The organism is Agrobacterium sp. D14, assembly GCF_001526505.1.
In the GTDB taxonomy this organism is placed as follows: Bacteria; Pseudomonadota; Alphaproteobacteria; order Rhizobiales; family Rhizobiaceae; genus Agrobacterium; species Agrobacterium leguminum.
The window spans coordinates 207605-223840 of sequence record NZ_ASXX01000042.1; the positions used below are offsets into that span (position 1 = coordinate 207605).

Annotated in this window: 16 protein-coding genes; 7 read left to right on the top strand and 9 right to left on the bottom strand. The window is 59.3% G+C overall.

Annotation, left to right across the window (positions count from 1 at the left end):
• Positions 1-13 precede the first annotated feature (13 nt).
• From L901_RS20335 to rplS, 4 genes are all read right to left on the bottom strand, one after another.
• The gene (locus L901_RS20335) at positions 14-976 is read right to left on the bottom strand and encodes a hypothetical protein (RefSeq protein WP_020809487.1); all 963 of its coding nucleotides are present in this window, start codon (positions 974-976) and stop codon (positions 14-16) included.
• Positions 977-1157: 181 nt separating this feature from the next.
• A complete protein-coding gene (locus L901_RS20340) occupies positions 1158-2471 on the bottom strand; it encodes an HlyD family type I secretion periplasmic adaptor subunit (RefSeq protein ID WP_059759843.1) in 1314 nt (437 codons plus the stop codon).
• The gene (locus L901_RS20345; protein WP_059759845.1) at positions 2464-4197 is read right to left on the bottom strand and encodes a type I secretion system permease/ATPase; all 1734 of its coding nucleotides are present in this window, start codon (positions 4195-4197) and stop codon (positions 2464-2466) included. The genes L901_RS20340 and L901_RS20345 overlap by 8 nt, the downstream gene beginning before the upstream one ends.
• A 290-nt stretch (positions 4198-4487) precedes the next feature.
• Positions 4488-5027 (bottom strand): 50S ribosomal protein L19, encoded by a 540-nt coding sequence (gene rplS, locus L901_RS20350; protein WP_059759847.1) that lies wholly within the window; start codon positions 5025-5027, stop codon positions 4488-4490.
• A gap of 265 nt (positions 5028-5292) precedes the next feature.
• Between rplS and L901_RS20355 the strand changes: the two genes are divergently transcribed.
• Entirely contained in the window at positions 5293-6039 is a 747-nt protein-coding gene (locus L901_RS20355; protein ID WP_059759849.1) for a sulfite exporter TauE/SafE family protein, read from the top strand.
• Here L901_RS20355 and trmD read toward each other — a convergent pair.
• The 5 genes from trmD to ffh all read right to left on the bottom strand — a co-directional run bounded on the left by trmD (position 6021) and on the right by ffh (position 9718).
• Positions 6021-6719, bottom strand: coding sequence for a tRNA (guanosine(37)-N1)-methyltransferase TrmD (gene trmD / locus L901_RS20360; protein ID WP_059759851.1), 699 nt, complete (start codon positions 6717-6719; stop codon positions 6021-6023). The genes L901_RS20355 and trmD overlap by 19 nt on opposite strands.
• Before the next feature lie 3 nt (positions 6720-6722).
• A complete protein-coding gene (gene rimM / locus L901_RS20365; protein ID WP_059759853.1) occupies positions 6723-7289 on the bottom strand; it encodes a ribosome maturation factor RimM in 567 nt (188 codons plus the stop codon).
• 120 nt (positions 7290-7409) lie between these two features.
• On the bottom strand, positions 7410-7787 hold the full coding sequence (rpsP, locus tag L901_RS20370) for a 30S ribosomal protein S16 (protein ID WP_003520510.1): 378 nt from the start codon (positions 7785-7787) through the stop codon (positions 7410-7412).
• 33 nt (positions 7788-7820) lie between these two features.
• A complete protein-coding gene (locus L901_RS20375) occupies positions 7821-8138 on the bottom strand; it encodes a chorismate mutase (RefSeq protein WP_003492497.1) in 318 nt (105 codons plus the stop codon).
• An 11-nt stretch (positions 8139-8149) separates the two neighbouring features.
• A complete protein-coding gene (gene ffh / locus L901_RS20380) occupies positions 8150-9718 on the bottom strand; it encodes a signal recognition particle protein (RefSeq protein WP_059759855.1) in 1569 nt (522 codons plus the stop codon).
• Between the two features lie 326 nt (positions 9719-10044).
• Here ffh and L901_RS20385 point away from each other — a divergent pair, with 326 nt between their 5' ends.
• From L901_RS20385 to L901_RS20410, 6 genes are all read left to right on the top strand, one after another.
• On the top strand, positions 10045-11115 hold the full coding sequence (locus L901_RS20385; RefSeq protein ID WP_082710738.1) for an MBL fold metallo-hydrolase: 1071 nt from the start codon (positions 10045-10047) through the stop codon (positions 11113-11115).
• Positions 11116-11236: 121 nt separating this feature from the next.
• Positions 11237-12139 carry a diaminopimelate epimerase gene (dapF, locus tag L901_RS20390; RefSeq protein WP_059760042.1) on the top strand — a complete coding sequence of 301 codons (903 nt, stop codon included), beginning with the start codon at positions 11237-11239 and terminating at the stop codon, positions 12137-12139.
• On the top strand, positions 12136-13410 hold the full coding sequence (gene mtaB / locus L901_RS20395) for a tRNA (N(6)-L-threonylcarbamoyladenosine(37)-C(2))-methylthiotransferase MtaB (RefSeq protein WP_059759859.1): 1275 nt from the start codon (positions 12136-12138) through the stop codon (positions 13408-13410). The genes dapF and mtaB overlap by 4 nt, the downstream gene beginning before the upstream one ends.
• A gap of 32 nt (positions 13411-13442) precedes the next feature.
• Positions 13443-14879, top strand: coding sequence for a signal recognition particle-docking protein FtsY (gene ftsY, locus L901_RS20400; RefSeq protein ID WP_059759861.1), 1437 nt, complete (start codon positions 13443-13445; stop codon positions 14877-14879).
• 2 nt (positions 14880-14881) lie between these two features.
• Positions 14882-15532 (top strand): septation protein A, encoded by a 651-nt coding sequence (locus L901_RS20405; protein WP_003520517.1) that lies wholly within the window; start codon positions 14882-14884, stop codon positions 15530-15532.
• Positions 15529-16125: a DUF2585 domain-containing protein gene (locus L901_RS20410; protein ID WP_059759863.1), complete on the top strand. Its 597-nt coding sequence runs from the start codon at positions 15529-15531 to the stop codon at positions 16123-16125. The genes L901_RS20405 and L901_RS20410 overlap by 4 nt, the downstream gene beginning before the upstream one ends.
• The last annotated feature ends 111 nt before the right edge of the window (positions 16126-16236 follow it).

Sequence of the window (16236 nt, forward strand, 5' to 3'; positions counted from 1 at the left end):
CTCTTCGAGAGAATTACGCCGTGAACCAGTCGCTGCCGGTCAGGTGAACACCGGCGACAACGATCTTTTCGCCCTTGTGCTCGCCAGTGACGTTGTAGGTGAGGATGGTGTCGCTATCGTCGATCCTCACCGCCCAGTTGTCGATGGTCGTACCAACCAGTTTCAGCTTGTCCATAGAGGCGTTGAAGCCTTGGATGCTGTCGGTGGCGGAGCTCTTGGCCATGTCGCCGAGATTGAAGACGAAGGTATCGGCGCCACCGCTTGCAATGATGTGGTCGATGCCCTTGCCGCCGGTTACGAGCGATGAAGCGAGGTTCACGCCGCTCAGGTCGATAGAGTCGTTACCTGCACCGGCGTCGATCTTGACAGAGGTAAAGCTGCCGTCGGTGACGCCAGCGCCGCCGTTCACAACGGGGGTATTGGCAGCAAGGCCACCCGTGCCAGTCGCAGACGTGTCATTCAATGCAGCGCCAGCCTTGATCTTGATCGTGTCGTTGCCTGCACCGGTGTCGATGTTGAAATTGTTGACCCAACCCTTGTCGTTCGAAACGACAGAGACAGTGACCGTGTCGTTGCCGGCGCCAGTCGTAATGTTACCACGCTTGGCATTGAGAACTTCCACGGTGGACGAACCGGTGCCGCCGAGATAAACGTCGACGTGAACGAAATCCTTGAAGGTAAGATTTTCAGAAGTGTCGGACTGGGCGAGAGCGTTCTTTACCGAATTCCATGCTGACGATACGTCAAATTTGAAGCCGTTCGAGCTGGGGTCATAGCCAACATCGACCGTGCCGCCCGCGCCGGTGCCGGGAACGGATACCGCGCCGACATTGACCACGCCGGAGTCGAGCGAAGAACCGTTTTTGACCTGTGCTGTGGATTCGGTGAGGAGCTTGTAAGCTTCCTGATCGACCAGGTTGGTGAGCGAAGAGACCGAAGCAGCGCCACCATTACCAAAAGTTACTTTTAACGCCATTTTACACTCCCATAAATTTTTGAGAAATCGATGAATTGAAATTAAATTTATAATAAATATTGCGGGTGATATTTAATACGTAAAAAATGATAATACAATATAAGAAATTGTTTTTTTGAATAAAGTGCGTCTTTAACGTGTTGCGGAAATTCCTTTCGCAAAATTATGCAGTGAAAACTGTTTATTCCTGCACGAAGGTCTTTTTGAGCCTGTCCTGGAACGGCTTCACAAAATAAGAAAGAACACTCCTTTCGCTGGTTTGTATGAATACTTCGGCGGGCATGCCGGGATATAATTTCCCGCCGGGCAGATGACCCATTCCGGCCTTGTCGGGTTTGATGCGCAGCGCGTAATAAGATGTGCCAGTTCGGGAATCCGTCTGCAGATCGGGGGCGACGACAGCAACTTGCGCGCTCAAGTCCGGCGTCGTGCTTTGATTGAATGCCGTGAAACGAATGGTGACCGGCTGCCCGACGTAAATCTGATCGATGTCCCGTGGGGTTATATTGGCCTCGATGGCAAGCTCGTCCTGCTCCGGCACCACCAGCATCAGAACTTCACCCGGTTGAATGACGCCGTTTATATTGTGCACCGAGAGCTGGTAGATGCGACCGGCAATCGGCGAGCGGATGTCGAGGCGATCCAGCTGGTCGCGCGTTGCCGCCAGCCGCTCTTCATATTCCGCGACGGTCGCTTCGATCGATGTCAGATCTTTTGTGACTTCCGATTTGCGGTCTTCATCGAGCTGGAGCAATTGCAGGTCCAATTCGCTCAGCTTGCCCACCGTCTGTGCCCGGGCGGCGATATATTGGCCCTGCTGACCTTCGAGATTGGAAAGCTGACGCTTGAGGAGATTGAGGCGCTGAAGCGTGACAAGCCCTTTTTTGAAGAGCTCGTCCGTCTTGGAAACGTCTTCCTTTACAATGGCAAGCTCATTGTCCGTTGCCTCCACCTGCACCTCGAGGCCGCGTGCCTCGTCGGCGAGCTGGTCCTTGCGTGTTCCCAGCTGCTTTTTCATGCCGATCAAGGCGTTGCGACGGCTGTTGAAAAGGTTCTGTTCGCTGTCGATAAAGGTCTTGGCCGCCTTCGAACTCGTCAGTGTCGCCAGATCTTCCTGCACGGTGAAAGACGGCGCTTCGGCAATTTCCGCACGCAGACGAGCCCGACGTGAATAAAGCTGCGCAAGCGTATTTTCGACGATGGAGAGGTTCGTCTGCACGACGGTGGCGCTCAGCCGCAACAGCACCTGACCGGCCTCGACCCTGTCGCCTTCGGCAACATTGATCTCGCTGACGATGCCACCGGAAAGATGCTGGATTTTCTTGGAGTTGCCTTCAACGACAACCCGGCCCGTGGCCACCACTGCGCCGGCAAGCTTTGCAAAAGCCGCCCAGCCGCCCAATCCGACCAGAAGGCCAAGGGCTAGAACGACCACTGCGGTCGAGTGCCTGAGAATGGAGGTATTCGTCATGCCGGGTTTTTCCGCCTCAACCATTTTCGCTCACCCGGTTTTCAATCTTGCGCGTTTCTTCCTCCTCAGGCACCTGGCGGATATTCTGCCGCAGGATTTGCGCGAGCACCTCTTCCTTGGTGCCAAAGCGCAGCATCCGGCCGTTATTCATCACCATCACCAGATTGACGCTTTCGATAGCGCTGGGGCGATGGGCAATGACGACGACAATGCCGCCACGCGCCCTGATGTCGCCAATGGCATTGCGCAGGGCCGCTTCGCCTTCGCTGTCCAGATTGGAGTTCGGCTCATCGAGAAGGACGAAGAAGGGTTCGCCAAACAGTGCGCGGGCAAGGCCGATGCGCTGTTTTTGCCCGCCCGACAAGGCCTCGCCACGGTCGCCAATATAGGTATCGTAACCGTTGGGCAGGTTGAGGATCAGCTCATGCACCTGCGCGGCCTTTGCTGCGGCGACAACCGCTTCCGCCGTCGCATCGCGGTCGAAGCGTGCGATATTCTGCGCCACGGTCCCGGGCATCAGTTCCACCTGCTGGGGCATGTAGCCGATGGATTTACCGAGAAACTCGAAATCCCACTGGTTGAGCGCGGCCCCATCGAAACGGACGGAGCCGCGTTCATAGGGCCAGATGCCGGTCATCAAGCGTGCCAGCGTGGATTTACCGGAGGCGCTTGGGCCAATGATGCCGAGACCATCGCCTGCGTTCAGCGTGAAGGAAATATCGGCGACCGTATCGCGCGCGCCATTGGGTGGCCCACCCGTTACTCGGTCAACCGCGACAGTATATTGCGGGCGGGGCAGGGAGAGCGGCGGCGAGGGTTCAGGCACCAATTCCAGGAACTCGTTGACGCGTTTCCAGCCCTGTCTTGCGGTCATGAAGCTGCGCCAGTTTGCAATCGCATGTTCGACAGGGCCGAGCGCCTTTGCCGAGAGGATCGAGCCTGCGATGATGCTGCCCGCCGATGCATTGCCGTCGATAACAAGAACGGCGCCGATGGCCATGACGCCGGATTGCAGCAACAGCCGGAAGGTTCGCGACATGGCGCCGAGCATGCCGGCCGTATCGGAGGTCGACAGGGTGACGGCGCGATATCTGAAGTGCAATTCGTCCCACATGGATGTCACCGCCCCCATCATGCCCATTGTCTTGATGGATTCGATGTTGCGCTGGCTGCTGCCGACGAGGACGTTTCTCTGCCCTCGCGCGGTATAAGCCTGCTTTGTCGCCCTTTCGGTCAGCCAGTTTGTAAGGAGCGTCAACACGATGAGAACCACGGCTCCGCCGAGCACAGCGAACCCGATCCACGGATGCAGGGCAAAACAGATCAACAGATAGATGGGCAGCCAGGGAATGTCGAAAAAGGCCGCCGGGCCCGGTCCCGAGAGGAACTGGCGGATCTGATCGAGATCGCCGACGATCTGCAGCCCATCGACCTTTCCCGAGGCAAGGAGCGGGGCGCTGATCGACGCCCTGAAAAGCTTCTGATTGAGCGCGTCGTCCATATTGTCTGAAATACGCGCCAATATACGGCCTCGCAGCGCGTCGAAACCCATAAGGAACGCGTAGAGAACGATCAGGAGAACGACCAGTGCCACAAGGGATGGAATGCTCTTGCTTGGCAAAATGCGGTCGTAAACTTCCAGCATGAAAAGCGAGCCGGAAAGATTAAGAATGTTCATCAACGCGCTGGCGAGACCAACGGCGAAAAAAGCAGACTTATTTTTTGTTAAAAAAGAATTAAATAAAAACATAATAACACCTGAAACGGCAAGAAAATCGCACAATAAATGCAATTAGGCAATGCTGTTCGAGGATGGGCTAAAACACTCGAGCAAGAAATCAGGCAGGCATTTGTTGCCGGTCGAAATCTGCCGCATCTTTCCGCAAAGGAAATGACTGAAAGAGCTTGGGTATTCTCCGGCCAGCCAATGCTCGCCAAGCGCAGCTTTCAAACCGCATGCGTGCTTTGTTGCGTTATATCCACGCAACAAAAAAGGCGGCCCGAAGACCGCCTTTTAATCAATCCATCGAAATGGAAATCTTATTCCGCTGTGGCTTCCGCAGCCTTTGCTGCTTCTTCCGCTGCCTTGGCTTCTGCGGCTTCGGCTGCTGCCTTCTCGGCGGCGAGAGCCTGTGCTGCTGCTACCTTTTCGGCTTCCAGACGTGCCTTCTCGTCGGCAAGTGCCTGACGCTCGGACTCGTTCAGCTTGCGGGCGCGCGTACCGGTGTTCTCAACGATACGGGCAGCCTTGCCGCGACGGTCGCGCAGGTAGTAGAGCTTCGCGCGGCGAACCTTACCGCGGCGAACGACTTCAACGCCTTCGACCAGCGGGGAGTAGATCGGGAATACGCGCTCGACGCCTTCGCCGTAGGAGATCTTGCGAACGGTGAAGCTCTCGGAAAGACCGCCGCCGGAACGGGCGATGCAAACGCCTTCGTAAGCCTGAACGCGGGTACGGTTACCTTCGGTAACGCGCACGTTGACGCGCAGGGTGTCGCCCGGAGAAAACTCGGGCAGGGTGCGCTTTGCTTCGATCTTGGCGGCCTGTTCGGCTTCCAGCTGCTGAATGATGTTGGTCATGTTAACCTCTGATTTCTTCTGAAACAGCCAGAGCGCTCAATGGTTCGTCTGTCGGTCAATGCCTTCAGACCATGCCTTTCGGCAGGAGCGGGTTCGCCATTCTTTGCTTTCGGTTGGGATATTTCCCATTTCCACGCGGGCACATACACGAGGATGCGCCGTTTGTCATCCCTTTCATGACAATATTTTATCAATTACGCGCCGCGTTCCGGCAGTTGCGAAGCGGCGCGCTGGCAGATATGGCATGGGAACCTTGGGAGGGGCCATGTCCATATTCATTATTCTCATGCTGTTCGCCACCGGCTTTCTGTCGGGTGTCGTCAATGCGATTGCCGGTGGCGGCACCTTCCTGACCTTCGGGGCGATGACGCTGGCCGGTCTGCCACCCATCGTCGCCAACGCCACGTCAGCCATCGTGCAGTTTCCGGGCTACATCACTTCTGTCATCGCCTATGGGCCGGAAATCCGCGCCCATTGGCGCGAGGCGATCCTTTTGTCGGGCGTTTCAGTCGTCGGCGGGCTGGCCGGATCGCTGCTGCTTTTGTCGCTCGACAATCCCTCTTTCCGCCAACTCGTGCCATGGCTGCTTCTCGCTGCAACCGCCGTTTTCGCTGCCGGCCCGTGGCTGCGGCCGAAGGCGAGCGCCGAACGTTCGCCCGGCAATCTGCCGAGCCTCGTCTTTCAGGGTCTCGCTTCCGTCTATGGCGGGTTTTTCGGTGCCGGCATGGGCATCATGATGCTGGCCATCCTCGGAATAACCTCGGGCGGCAGCTATCATCATCTGAATGCGCTGAAAAACCTCTTGTCAGTCGTGATCGCTGTCATCGCAATCACGATCTTCGTCAGCGGTGGCGTCGTTTCCTGGTGGGCGGCGCTCATCATGTTCCCTGCGGCCGCGCTTGGCGGCTATGTGGGCGTGCATACAGCACGGCGGGTGCCGCAATGGATCATCCGCTGGCTGGTAATTGCGGTCGGGCTGGTGCTGACGGCCTATTATTTCGTTTCGGCCTGAGCCTTTACCAGAAGGTCCGGACGTCTTTCCTGCGTCAGCTTCAACGCCTGTTCGTGACGCCACCTGTCGATGACGGCGTGGTTGCCGGAAGTGAGAACGGCTGGGATGTCACGGCCTTCCCAGACCTGCGGGCGGGTATAGTGCGGATGTTCCAGCAGTCCGCCCTCGAAGCTTTCATGCACGCCGGAAAGATCGTTGCCCATGACGCCCGGCAGGATACGGACGACGGCATCAAGAAGCGTCAACGCCGCCGGCTCGCCGCCGGAGAGGATGTAATCGCCGATCGACACTTCCTCCAGCCCGCGCGCCTCTATCACCCGCTGGTCGACGCCTTCGAAGCGACCGCAGACGATGATCGCACCTTCACCCGCTGCCAGTTCACGCACGCGGTTTTGGGACAGCGGCTTGCCGCGCGGGCTCATCAGCAGCCGCGGCCGTGTATCGCCATCCGAAACATGGTCGATGGCCGCCGCCAGAACGTCGGGCTTTAGCACCATGCCAGCGCCACCGCCTGCCGGCGTGTCATCGACGCTTCTGTGTTTGTCAGTGGCAAATTCGCGGATCTGCACGGCGTCCAGCGACCATTGCCCCCGCTCGAGCGCCTTGCCCGCCAGCGAATATCCGAGATGCCCCGGAAACATTTCCGGGTAGAGCGTCAGAACGGTAGCCTTGAAGGTCATTGTTTATTTCTTGCCGAAAGGCGATACGCCGGTTTCGTCCTTGTCATCGGGATTGTCGATCAAGCCGGCGGCCATCGGATCGATAAGAATACGACCGGCTTCGAGGTCGATTTCCAGCACGGCCGCTTCCGAAAAGGGAATGAGGGCAGGGCGACGGCCTGCGCCTTTCAGCTCCAGCAGGTCACCAGCGCCGAAATCATAGACGGCGCTGACGGCGCCATAACTTTTGCCATCGGCATCGACGGCTTCCAGCCCTTCGAGGTCGGCATAATAAAACTCGTCATCGTCAAGCTCGTCGTCAGGCAGATTGTTGCGCTCGATGAACAGTTCCAGCCCATTCAGGCTTTCCGCCGCATTGCGGTCGTTGATGCCTCTGAAACGAACGACGACGACGTTCTTGCCCTCGCGGACTTCCAGAATTTCGAAGATGCGGCCATCGGCGGTAACAAGATTGCCATAATCGCCAAGCGCCATCGGATCGGCCGTATAGGTGCTGACGCGGACTTCGCCGCGCAGGCCCTGTGCGCCGCCGATCTTTGCCATGAGTACCGGGTTCTCCAGCTTTGCCATCGGGCCGTCCGTCTTCTGGTGTTGGTTGCGTCAGCTTTAAGGTTTGTTGACGCCAAAATAAACAAAAAACGGGCGGCATGGAAAACCACACCACCCGTTCTTCAAAAGTTTCCGTGCAGATTATTCTGCAGCAGAGGCTTCCGCAGCAGCAGCGGCTGCATCTTCAGCCTTCTGCTTCTTTTCAGCGATACGCTCGAGAGCGCGCTTGCCCGGCTTTGCCTTTTCCGGGTTGCTGCGAGCGGCGCGCTCGGCAAGGCCGGCTTCGGCGAGGAAGCGCAGAACGCGGTCGGTCGGCTGTGCGCCCTTGGCGATCCATTCTTTGATGAGGTCAGCCTTCAGCTCAACGCGCTGCGGGTTGTCCTTGCCGAGCATCGGGTTCCAGGAACCGACCTTCTCGAGGAAACGGCCGTCGCGGGGCGAACGGGCGTCAGCAACGACGATCTGGTAGTACGGGCGCTTCTTGGAACCACCGCGTGCGAGACGAATTTTCAGTGCCATGTTATTTACTCCTTAGGATGGCTTGTCCGCCGTTCAGGCGGTCTTTTCGGTGCCGCCATGTTCGGCGGCGATTGCTTCATGATGCCGGATGACTTCCTTGATGATGAAGTTCAAGAACTTCTCGGCGAAATCCGGGTCCAGATTGGCATCCTTCGCCAGACGGCGGAGGCGTTCGATCTGGTATTCCTCGCGCGCCGGGTCGGCCGGCGGCAAATTGTACTTTGCCTTCAGCACGCCCACCGCCTTGGTACAGCGGAAACGTTCGGCAAGAATGTGAACCAGTGCGGCATCGATATTGTCGATCGACTGGCGGTATTCGGAAAGCTGGGCTTTCACCTCTGCATTGTTCACTGGTGCCCCTCTCACTTCTTTTTCGGAAAGCCGGGCAGGCCCGGCATGCCGCCAAGACCGGGCAGCTTTGCTCCACCCAGACCCGGCAATCCGCCCGGCAGACCGCCAAGACCGGGCATTGCGCCCGGCTTGCCGAGGCCGGCTGCTTCCGCCTGTTTCTGGAGCGCCTCGAGCTGCTTCGGATCGATGTTCGACAGGTCAGGCATGCCGCCGCCAAGGCCACCGAGGCCCATCTTGCCGGCAAGGCCGCCCATCATCTGCTTCATGATGCCGCCTTTGCCCTTGCCGCCCATGGCCTTCATCATGTCGGCCATGCCGCGATGCATCTTCAGAAGCTTGTTGATTTCAGCGGCATCCGTGCCGGAACCGGCGGCGATGCGCTTCTTGCGGCTGTGCTTCAGAATGTCGGGATTGGCGCGTTCCGCCTTGGTCATGGAGGAGATGATGGCGATCTGGCGGTCGAACATCTTGTCGTTCAGACCGGCCGAAGCCATCTTGTCCTTCATGCCGGCCATGCCGGGCATCAGCCCCATGATGCCGCCCATGCCGCCCATCTTCTTCATCTGGGCAAGCTGGTCGGAGAGATCGTTGAGGTCGAACTTGCCCTTGGCCATCTTCTCGGCCATGGCGCGGGCTTTTTCCGCATCGATGTTTTCGGCGGCCTTTTCGACCAGCGAGACGATGTCGCCCATGCCGAGAATACGGTCGGCGATACGGCGCGGATGGAACTCGTCGAGTTCGTTCATGCGCTCGCCGATACCGATCAGCTTGATCGGCTTGCCGGTGACGGCACGCATTGAGAGGGCCGCACCACCGCGTCCATCGCCATCCATACGGGTGAGCACGAGGCCGGTGATGCCGACGCGCTCATTGAAGTTGCGCGCGAGATTAACGGCGTCCTGACCGGTCAGCGAATCCGCGACCAGCAGGATTTCATGCGGGTTGGACTTCTTCTTGATGTCGGCCATTTCCAGCATCAAGCGTTCGTCGATATGGGTACGGCCGGCGGTATCGAGAATGACGACGTCATGGCCGCCGAGTTTTGCTGCCTGCACGGCGCGGGCGGCAATATCGGTCGGCGACTGGCCGGCAATGATCGGCAGCGTGTCGATGCTCGTCTGGACACCGAGCTGGCGAAGCTGTTCCTGGGCGGCGGGACGACGCGTGTCGAGAGATGCCATCAGCACCTTCTTCTTATCGCGGTCGGTCAGGCGCTTGGCGATCTTGCCGGTGGTCGTGGTCTTGCCCGAGCCCTGCAGACCCACCATCATGATGACGACGGGGGCGGGGGCGTTGAGATCGATGGAGACGCCTTCGGTGCCGAGCATTTCGACAAGCTCGTCATGCACGATCTTGACGACCATCTGGCCGGGTTTGATGGATTTCAGGACGGCTGCGCCGACAGCCTTTTCACGCACCCTGTCGGTGAAGGAACGCACGACTTCCAGTGCAACGTCCGCTTCCAAAAGCGCACGGCGAACCTCGCGCAGCGCGGCAGCAACATCGGCTTCCGTCAGCGCGCCACGGCCGGTCAGTCCATTCAGAATGGAACCAAGGCGGTCCTGGAGGTTTTCAAACATCGTTTCTTCCTTCTTCGTTCCGGGGTCTCCGAAACGTCGGTGCTTTCGCTGCCAAAAACAAGACGCAAAGCCAAAAAGCACCCGAGGGCGCATCGCGCTGTCGGGTGTTGACCTCCGGGATCTCTTTATACCTTTGCGGGTCCCGGTCGGCGGCTTGGAGTCGTGAAACTGCCAGCTGATGGGCGGGATAAATAGGAAAGTGCGGGAAAAGTCAAGGCGATGCCGCTGTCCGCCCGACAAAGCCTGCATTTCATCTTTGCGTGATCGGCCGCAAGCCGCGATTGGCGCCGCTTGAACGTCGCCATTCCGCTCCCTATACCTTTAGCATGAACCGTCGAAACTTCTTTCGCTTTTCCACGCTTGGACTGCTCGCTCTGGCGGGCGGCGCGCTCTATGCCCGTCGTTCGAGCGCCAGCGCCTATTATAGCGGCCCGATCTCCGATCATTTCGACGGGGTGCGCTTCTTCAATCCCGGCGGTTCGCCGCCGGGCAATTTCATGGGACTTATGAAATGGCGCTTCAATGGCGAGCGCGTCACATGGCCGGAAAGCTATCCGAGCCCCTTTCCCTTCGCAAAACCGGAAGCCCGGATCGAAGGCAGGGACATGCGCGTCACTTTCGTCGGCCATGCCTCCTTCCTTATCCAGACGGCGGGGCTGAATATTCTCATCGATCCGGTGTGGTCGCAGCGCACCAGCCCGTTCAGCTTCGCCGGTCCCAAGCGGGTCAATCCGCCCGGCATCCGTTTCGAGGACCTGCCGCCCATCGATCTGGTGCTGGTGACGCATAATCACTACGACCATCTGGATATGGAAACGCTGAAGCGCCTGCATGTGGCGCACAAGCCGCTTTTCATCACACCGCTCGGCAATGACGCCATCATTCGCACCGGGGTCGAGGCGGCGCGTATCACGGTGGGCGACTGGGGCGATGTGGTGGAGACGGGTTCGGTTAAAATTCATTTCGAGCCGTGCCATCACTGGTCGGCCCGCGGTCTGAACGATCGGCGCATGGCGCTATGGGCTGCCTTCGTCATCGAAACGCCGGGCGGTAAAATCTACCATATCGGCGATACCGGCTTCCACGAGGGCCTCAACTATCACGCCGCGCGCAAGAAGCATGGCGAATTCCGCCTCGCCAACCTGCCCTTCGGTGCTTACGAGCCGCGCTGGTTCATGAAGGGTCAGCACCAGAACCCGGCGGAAGCCGTGGAGGGCATGAAGCTCTGCGGTGCGGCGCATGTCTGCGGGCACCATTGGGGTACGGTGCAGTTGACGGATGAGGCCGTGGATGCGCCGCTTGCGGCCCTGAAGGTCGCATTGACAGAGCAGGGGGTGGATGAGAGCCGTTTTCGGCCGATGCGCCCCGGTGAGGTTTTCGACGTACCTTCCGCCTGATCACTGCCGCGTTTGCGCCGCAACAGTCTGGTAATTTGCTGTCCTTTCCGCCATATAGGGCGAAAGTGCGGGGAAAATCCCTATGCAATCCGATTTTCAGACAGTTTTCAGGTTTAGGGCAATGGCGGATACGGTCGAATTTGCGAAGATGAACGGGCTTGGCAACAAGATCCTCGTTATCGACATGCGCGGCCGCAAGGATATGGTCACGCCGGCGGCGGCGATTGCGCTGAACGCCGATCCTTCGACCCAGTTCGACCAGATCATGGCCATTCACGATCCTCGTGTCAGTGGCACGGATGCCTTTATCGACATCCTCAATTGCGATGGTACGAAGGCGCAGGCCTGCGGCAATGGCACACGCTGCGTGGTGCAGGCGCTGTCCTCCGAAACGGGCAAGACCAGTTTCACCTTTCAGACGGTGGCGGGCATTCTGAATGCCGTCGAACATGAAGACGGCATGATTTCCGTCGATATGGGCCTGCCGCGTTTCCGTTGGAGCGATATTCCGCTTTCGGAAGAGTTCCACGATACCAGCCGCATCGAATTGCAGATCGGGCCGATCGATGCGCCGATCCTGCATTCGCCGGCCGCCATGTCCATGGGTAATCCGCATGCGATTTTCTGGGTGGATCGCGATCCGATGGAGTTCGATCTCGAACGTTTCGGGCCTCTGCTCGAAAACCATCCGATGTTCCCGGAAAAGGCCAATATCACGCTGGCGCAGGTAATTTCCGACAGCGCGCTGCGCACCCGTACCTGGGAGCGCGGCGCCGGGCTGACGCTCGCCTGCGGTTCGGCCGCCTGCGCTTCAGCGGTTTCTGCGGCGCGCACGGGCCGCACCGGCAGGAAGGTTACAATCGATGTCGCCTCCAGCCCCATCCGTGTGCCGCTGACCATCGACTGGCGCGCGGATAATCACGTCATCATGACCGGCCCGGCCGAATGGGAGTGGTCCGGTTCCGTCGATCCCGTAACCGGCGCATGGTCGCGGGATGTTGCGGCGGAGCAGGGGACCGTATGAGCGGCGTCGAGGTCATAACCTTCGGCTGCCGTCTCAACACCTATGAATCGGAAGTGATGCGGGCGGAGGCTGAAAAGGCCGGGCTCAACAATGCCGTGCTGGTCAATACCTGCGCGGTGACGGGCGAGGCCGTACGTCAGGCGCGCCAGGCCATCCGTCGGGCGCGGCGGGACAATCCGCATGCCCGTATCATCGTCACCGGCTGTGCCGCGCAGACGGAAAAACAGACCTTTGCCGAAATGCCGGAAGTGGATGCCGTGCTGGGCAATGAGGAGAAGCTGAAAAGCGCCTCCTATCGCGCGCTGCCCGATTTCGGCGTCTCGGCGGAAGAAAAGTTGCGCGTCAACGACATCATGAGCATCAAGGCGACCGCGCCGCAGATGGTGAAGCACATAGACGGGCATGTGCGCGCCTTCATTCAGGTGCAGAACGGCTGCGATCATCGCTGCACCTTCTGCATCATTCCTTATGGGCGCGGCAATTCCCGCTCCGTGCCGATGGGTGCCGTGGTGGATCAGGCGCGCAGGCTGACGGAAAGCGGCTATTGCGAGATCGTTCTGACGGGGGTGGACGCGACGAGCTATGGCACGGACCTCCCGGGCGAGCCTTCCCTCGGTTACCTCGCCAAGACATTGCTGAAGCAGGTGCCGGATATCCTGCGGCTGCGGCTTTCCTCCATCGACAGTATCGAGGCCGACCGCCATCTGATGGATCTGATTGCCGATGAGCCGCGTTTCATGCCGCATCTGCACCTGTCTCTCCAGCATGGCGACGACATGATCCTGAAGCGTATGAAACGCCGCCATTCCCGCGCTGACGCCGTTCGTTTCTGTCACGAGGTGCGGTCGCTTCGGCCGGATATCGCCTTCGGGGCGGATATGATCGCCGGTTTTCCAACGGAGACGGAAGAGATGTTCGAAAACGCCGCGACGCTTGCGGAAGAGTGCGGCATTTCCAGCCTGCATGTCTTCCCCTACAGCCCGCGCGCGGGTACGCCGGCGGCGCGCATGCCGCAGCTTGACCGGGCTTTGGTGAAGGAGCGAGCGGCAAGGCTCCGTGAGCGCGGCGAGGCGCTGAAGCTTGCGCATCTGCAAAATATGGTGGGGTCGACGCAGACGATCCTCGTTGAAAACAACGGTTTTGCACATACCGACAATTTCACGCTGGTGGAGGCGCCGCATCTTGCCCCGCGCACTCTTGCGCAGGTTGCGATTACCGGCCACAACGGCAAACATCTGAACATGAAGCTTCTGGCGGCGGATGCGGCCTGAGGCGGCACAAGAGAAAAGACACGGGAACAACCATGGCCCTCGGCTTCATCAAAAAAGTCTTTTCGTTCGGCAAGGACAAGGCCGAAACGGACGACCGGCCGCAAGAGGACGCCGCGCCCGAGCGCGGCAATGAAAACGCTTCCTTCGAAGCGGCGCTGAGCGACGCCGAAGCGCATGGCCCTGTCGACAAGGACCCGGTTTCCGAACTGGAGATGGAGACGGCCGGCGGGCCGGCCCCGGACGAGGCCACGGACGTGGTCCTTTCCGACGATGACGAGGAAGAGGACGCACCGCTTCTGCCCGGTGCCGAGCTTTCCGGCGATATGGGTGTAGTGCCGCTGTCGTTGCTACAGGCGGAAGCAGCCGCCGAAGAGCAGGTCGAATCTGCCCCTGAAGCAGCGGATGTGGTGCTGGATGCGGATGCGATGGATACACTGCTTGACGAGGCCGAAGCCGCGACTGCCGCCGAGCCCTCCGCTACACCGCCAGCTCTACCAAAGGGTTTTTCGTCCGCCAGTGAGCGGCAAGAGCCTGCCCCTGCCGCACCGCAGGTAAAACTGACATGGTTTCAGCGCCTGCGGGCAGGGCTTGCCCGCACGTCGTCGCAGCTGACCACGCAGATTTCGGCTCTTTTCACCAAGCGTAAGCTGGATGAGGATACGCTCGACGAGTTGGAGGATCTTCTCATCCAGTCGGATCTCGGCGTTGAGACCGCCATGCGCATCACCGGCGCCCTGTCTTCCGAGCGTTACGGCAAGGATGTGAGCGGCGAGGATGTGGCGCGCATCATGGCGGGCGAGATCACCAAGGTCCTGAAGCCTGTGGCCAAGCCGCTGGAGCTTGATCTTTCACACAAGCCGCATGTCATTCTCGTTGTCGGGGTGAACGGTACGGGCAAGACGACGACCATCGGCAAGCTTGCCGCCAAGCTTTCCGGCTCGGGCCTCAAGGTCATGCTGGCGGCGGGCGATACGTTCCGTGCCGCGGCCATCGAGCAGCTCAAGATCTGGGCGGACCGCACCGGTTCGCAATTCATCGGCACCAAGCTTGGCGCGGATGCGGCGGGGCTTGCCTATGACGCCTATGAGCAGGCGCGGGCGCAGAAAAGCGACGTTCTCATCATCGATACGGCCGGCCGCCTGCAGAACAAGACGGAACTGATGGCGGAACTGGAAAAGATCGTGCGCGTGCTCGGCAAGCTCGATCCCGACGCGCCGCACACCGTGCTGCAGACGCTGGATGCGACGACCGGCCAGAACGCCATGAACCAGGTGGAAATATTCCGCAATGTCGCGGGCGTTTCGGGCCTGATTATGACAAAATTGGATGGCACGGCGCGGGGCGGTATCCTCGTTGCCATCGCTGCCAAACACAAGCTGCCGGTTTATTTCATCGGTGTGGGTGAAGGTGTTGATGATCTGGAGCCCTTCGAGGCGGAAGATTTCGCCAAGGCCATTGCGGGAGTTTGAGTATGGATATTGAAAGCAATTCCAAGGAAAGCGAAAAGATGGTGGCGGAAATCAGCCCGCTCCTGAAATTCGTGCTCGAGCTTGGCCCGCTCATGGTGTTCTTCTTCGCCAATTCCCGCGGCGAATGGCTGGCCTCCACTTTCCCCGTGCTGACGGAATTCGGCGGGCCGATCTTCATCGCCACCGGCCTGTTCATGATCGCGACGGCGCTGGCGCTTTCGGTTTCATGGGTGCTGACGCGGAAACTGCCGATCATGCCGCTGATATCGGGCATCGTCGTGTTCGTGTTCGGCGCGCTGACGCTTTGGTTGCAGAACGATACCTTCATCAAGATGAAGCCGACCATCGTCAACACGCTGTTCGGTGTCATTCTGCTTGGCGGCCTGTTCTTCGGGCAATCGCTGCTCGGTTATGTCTTTAATTCCGCCTTCAGGCTGACGGATGAGGGCTGGCGCAAGCTGACGCTGCGCTGGGGCGTATTCTTCCTCTTCCTCGCGGTGCTGAACGAGGTGGTCTGGCGCATGTTCACCACCGATACCTGGGTCGCCTTCAAGGTGTGGGGCACGATGCCGATCACCATCATCTTCACCATGGCGCAAATGCCGCTCGTCATGCGCCATTCGCTGGAACCGCTTAACAAGGACGAAAAATGACCATTGCGGAGATGCCGGCTTCCCGTTCGCGTTCGCTTAAGTGGTTCGGCGTGGCCGCCGGGCTGCTTCTCCTGCAGATCGTCATCCTTTATTTCATGGGCCGCATTCCGATCTGCGAATGCGGTTATGTGAAGCTGTTCGAGCCGGGCGTGAACACGCCGGGCAATTCCCAGCATCTGGCCGACTGGTATACGCCCTCGCATATCATTCATGGCTTCCTGTTCTACTGGTTCGCCTGGCTGCTGTTCCGCAACAGGCCGCTTTCCATGCGGCTTTCGCTTGCGGTTCTGGTGGAAGCGGCATGGGAAATTCTCGAAAACTCGCCTCTCATCATCGATCGTTACCGCACCGCGACGATGGCGCTGGGTTATACTGGCGACAGCATCCTGAACTCGGCGATGGATACCGTTTTCATGGTGCTGGGTTTCCTGTTCGCCGCCCGTGTGCCGGTGTGGCTGACGGTGGCGATCGCCATCTTCTTCGAAATCTTCACCGGCTGGCTAATCCGTGACAACCTGACGCTGAACGTGGTGATGCTGCTCTGGCCCGTGGACGCGATCAAGGAATGGCAGAACGCGCTCCCGCAAATGTGAACGGGTTTTCCTGGGCCGCGGGCCGAAAGGCGCGGAAGCCGCGCAATATATGCAGGTTTTCTTAATGGCATTGCGGTAGTGTCAGGCAAAGGCTCGTTTCTCCCTCCGGCA

Excerpts from the sequence above, each read along its gene's own strand:
- L901_RS20335 (WP_020809487.1), bottom strand. The coding sequence starts at position 976 with ATGGCGTTAAAAGTAACTTTTGGTAATGGTGGCGCTGCTTCGGTCTCT.
- L901_RS20340 (WP_059759843.1), bottom strand. The coding sequence starts at position 2,471 with ATGGTTGAGGCGGAAAAACCCGGCATGACGAATACCTCCATTCTCAGG.
- L901_RS20345 (WP_059759845.1), bottom strand. The coding sequence starts at position 4,197 with ATGTTTTTATTTAATTCTTTTTTAACAAAAAATAAGTCTGCTTTTTTC.
- rplS (WP_059759847.1), bottom strand. The coding sequence starts at position 5,027 with ATGACCAACATCATTCAGCAGCTGGAAGCCGAACAGGCCGCCAAGATC.
- L901_RS20355 (WP_059759849.1), top strand. The coding sequence starts at position 5,293 with ATGTCCATATTCATTATTCTCATGCTGTTCGCCACCGGCTTTCTGTCG.
- trmD (WP_059759851.1), bottom strand. The coding sequence starts at position 6,719 with ATGACCTTCAAGGCTACCGTTCTGACGCTCTACCCGGAAATGTTTCCG.
- rimM (WP_059759853.1), bottom strand. The coding sequence starts at position 7,289 with ATGGCAAAGCTGGAGAACCCGGTACTCATGGCAAAGATCGGCGGCGCA.
- rpsP (WP_003520510.1), bottom strand. The coding sequence starts at position 7,787 with ATGGCACTGAAAATTCGTCTCGCACGCGGTGGTTCCAAGAAGCGCCCG.
- ffh (WP_059759855.1), bottom strand. The coding sequence starts at position 9,718 with ATGTTTGAAAACCTCCAGGACCGCCTTGGTTCCATTCTGAATGGACTG.
- L901_RS20385 (WP_082710738.1), top strand. The coding sequence starts at position 10,045 with ATGAACCGTCGAAACTTCTTTCGCTTTTCCACGCTTGGACTGCTCGCT.
- dapF (WP_059760042.1), top strand. The coding sequence starts at position 11,237 with ATGGCGGATACGGTCGAATTTGCGAAGATGAACGGGCTTGGCAACAAG.
- mtaB (WP_059759859.1), top strand. The coding sequence starts at position 12,136 with ATGAGCGGCGTCGAGGTCATAACCTTCGGCTGCCGTCTCAACACCTAT.
- ftsY (WP_059759861.1), top strand. The coding sequence starts at position 13,443 with ATGGCCCTCGGCTTCATCAAAAAAGTCTTTTCGTTCGGCAAGGACAAG.
- L901_RS20405 (WP_003520517.1), top strand. The coding sequence starts at position 14,882 with ATGGATATTGAAAGCAATTCCAAGGAAAGCGAAAAGATGGTGGCGGAA.
- L901_RS20410 (WP_059759863.1), top strand. The coding sequence starts at position 15,529 with ATGACCATTGCGGAGATGCCGGCTTCCCGTTCGCGTTCGCTTAAGTGG.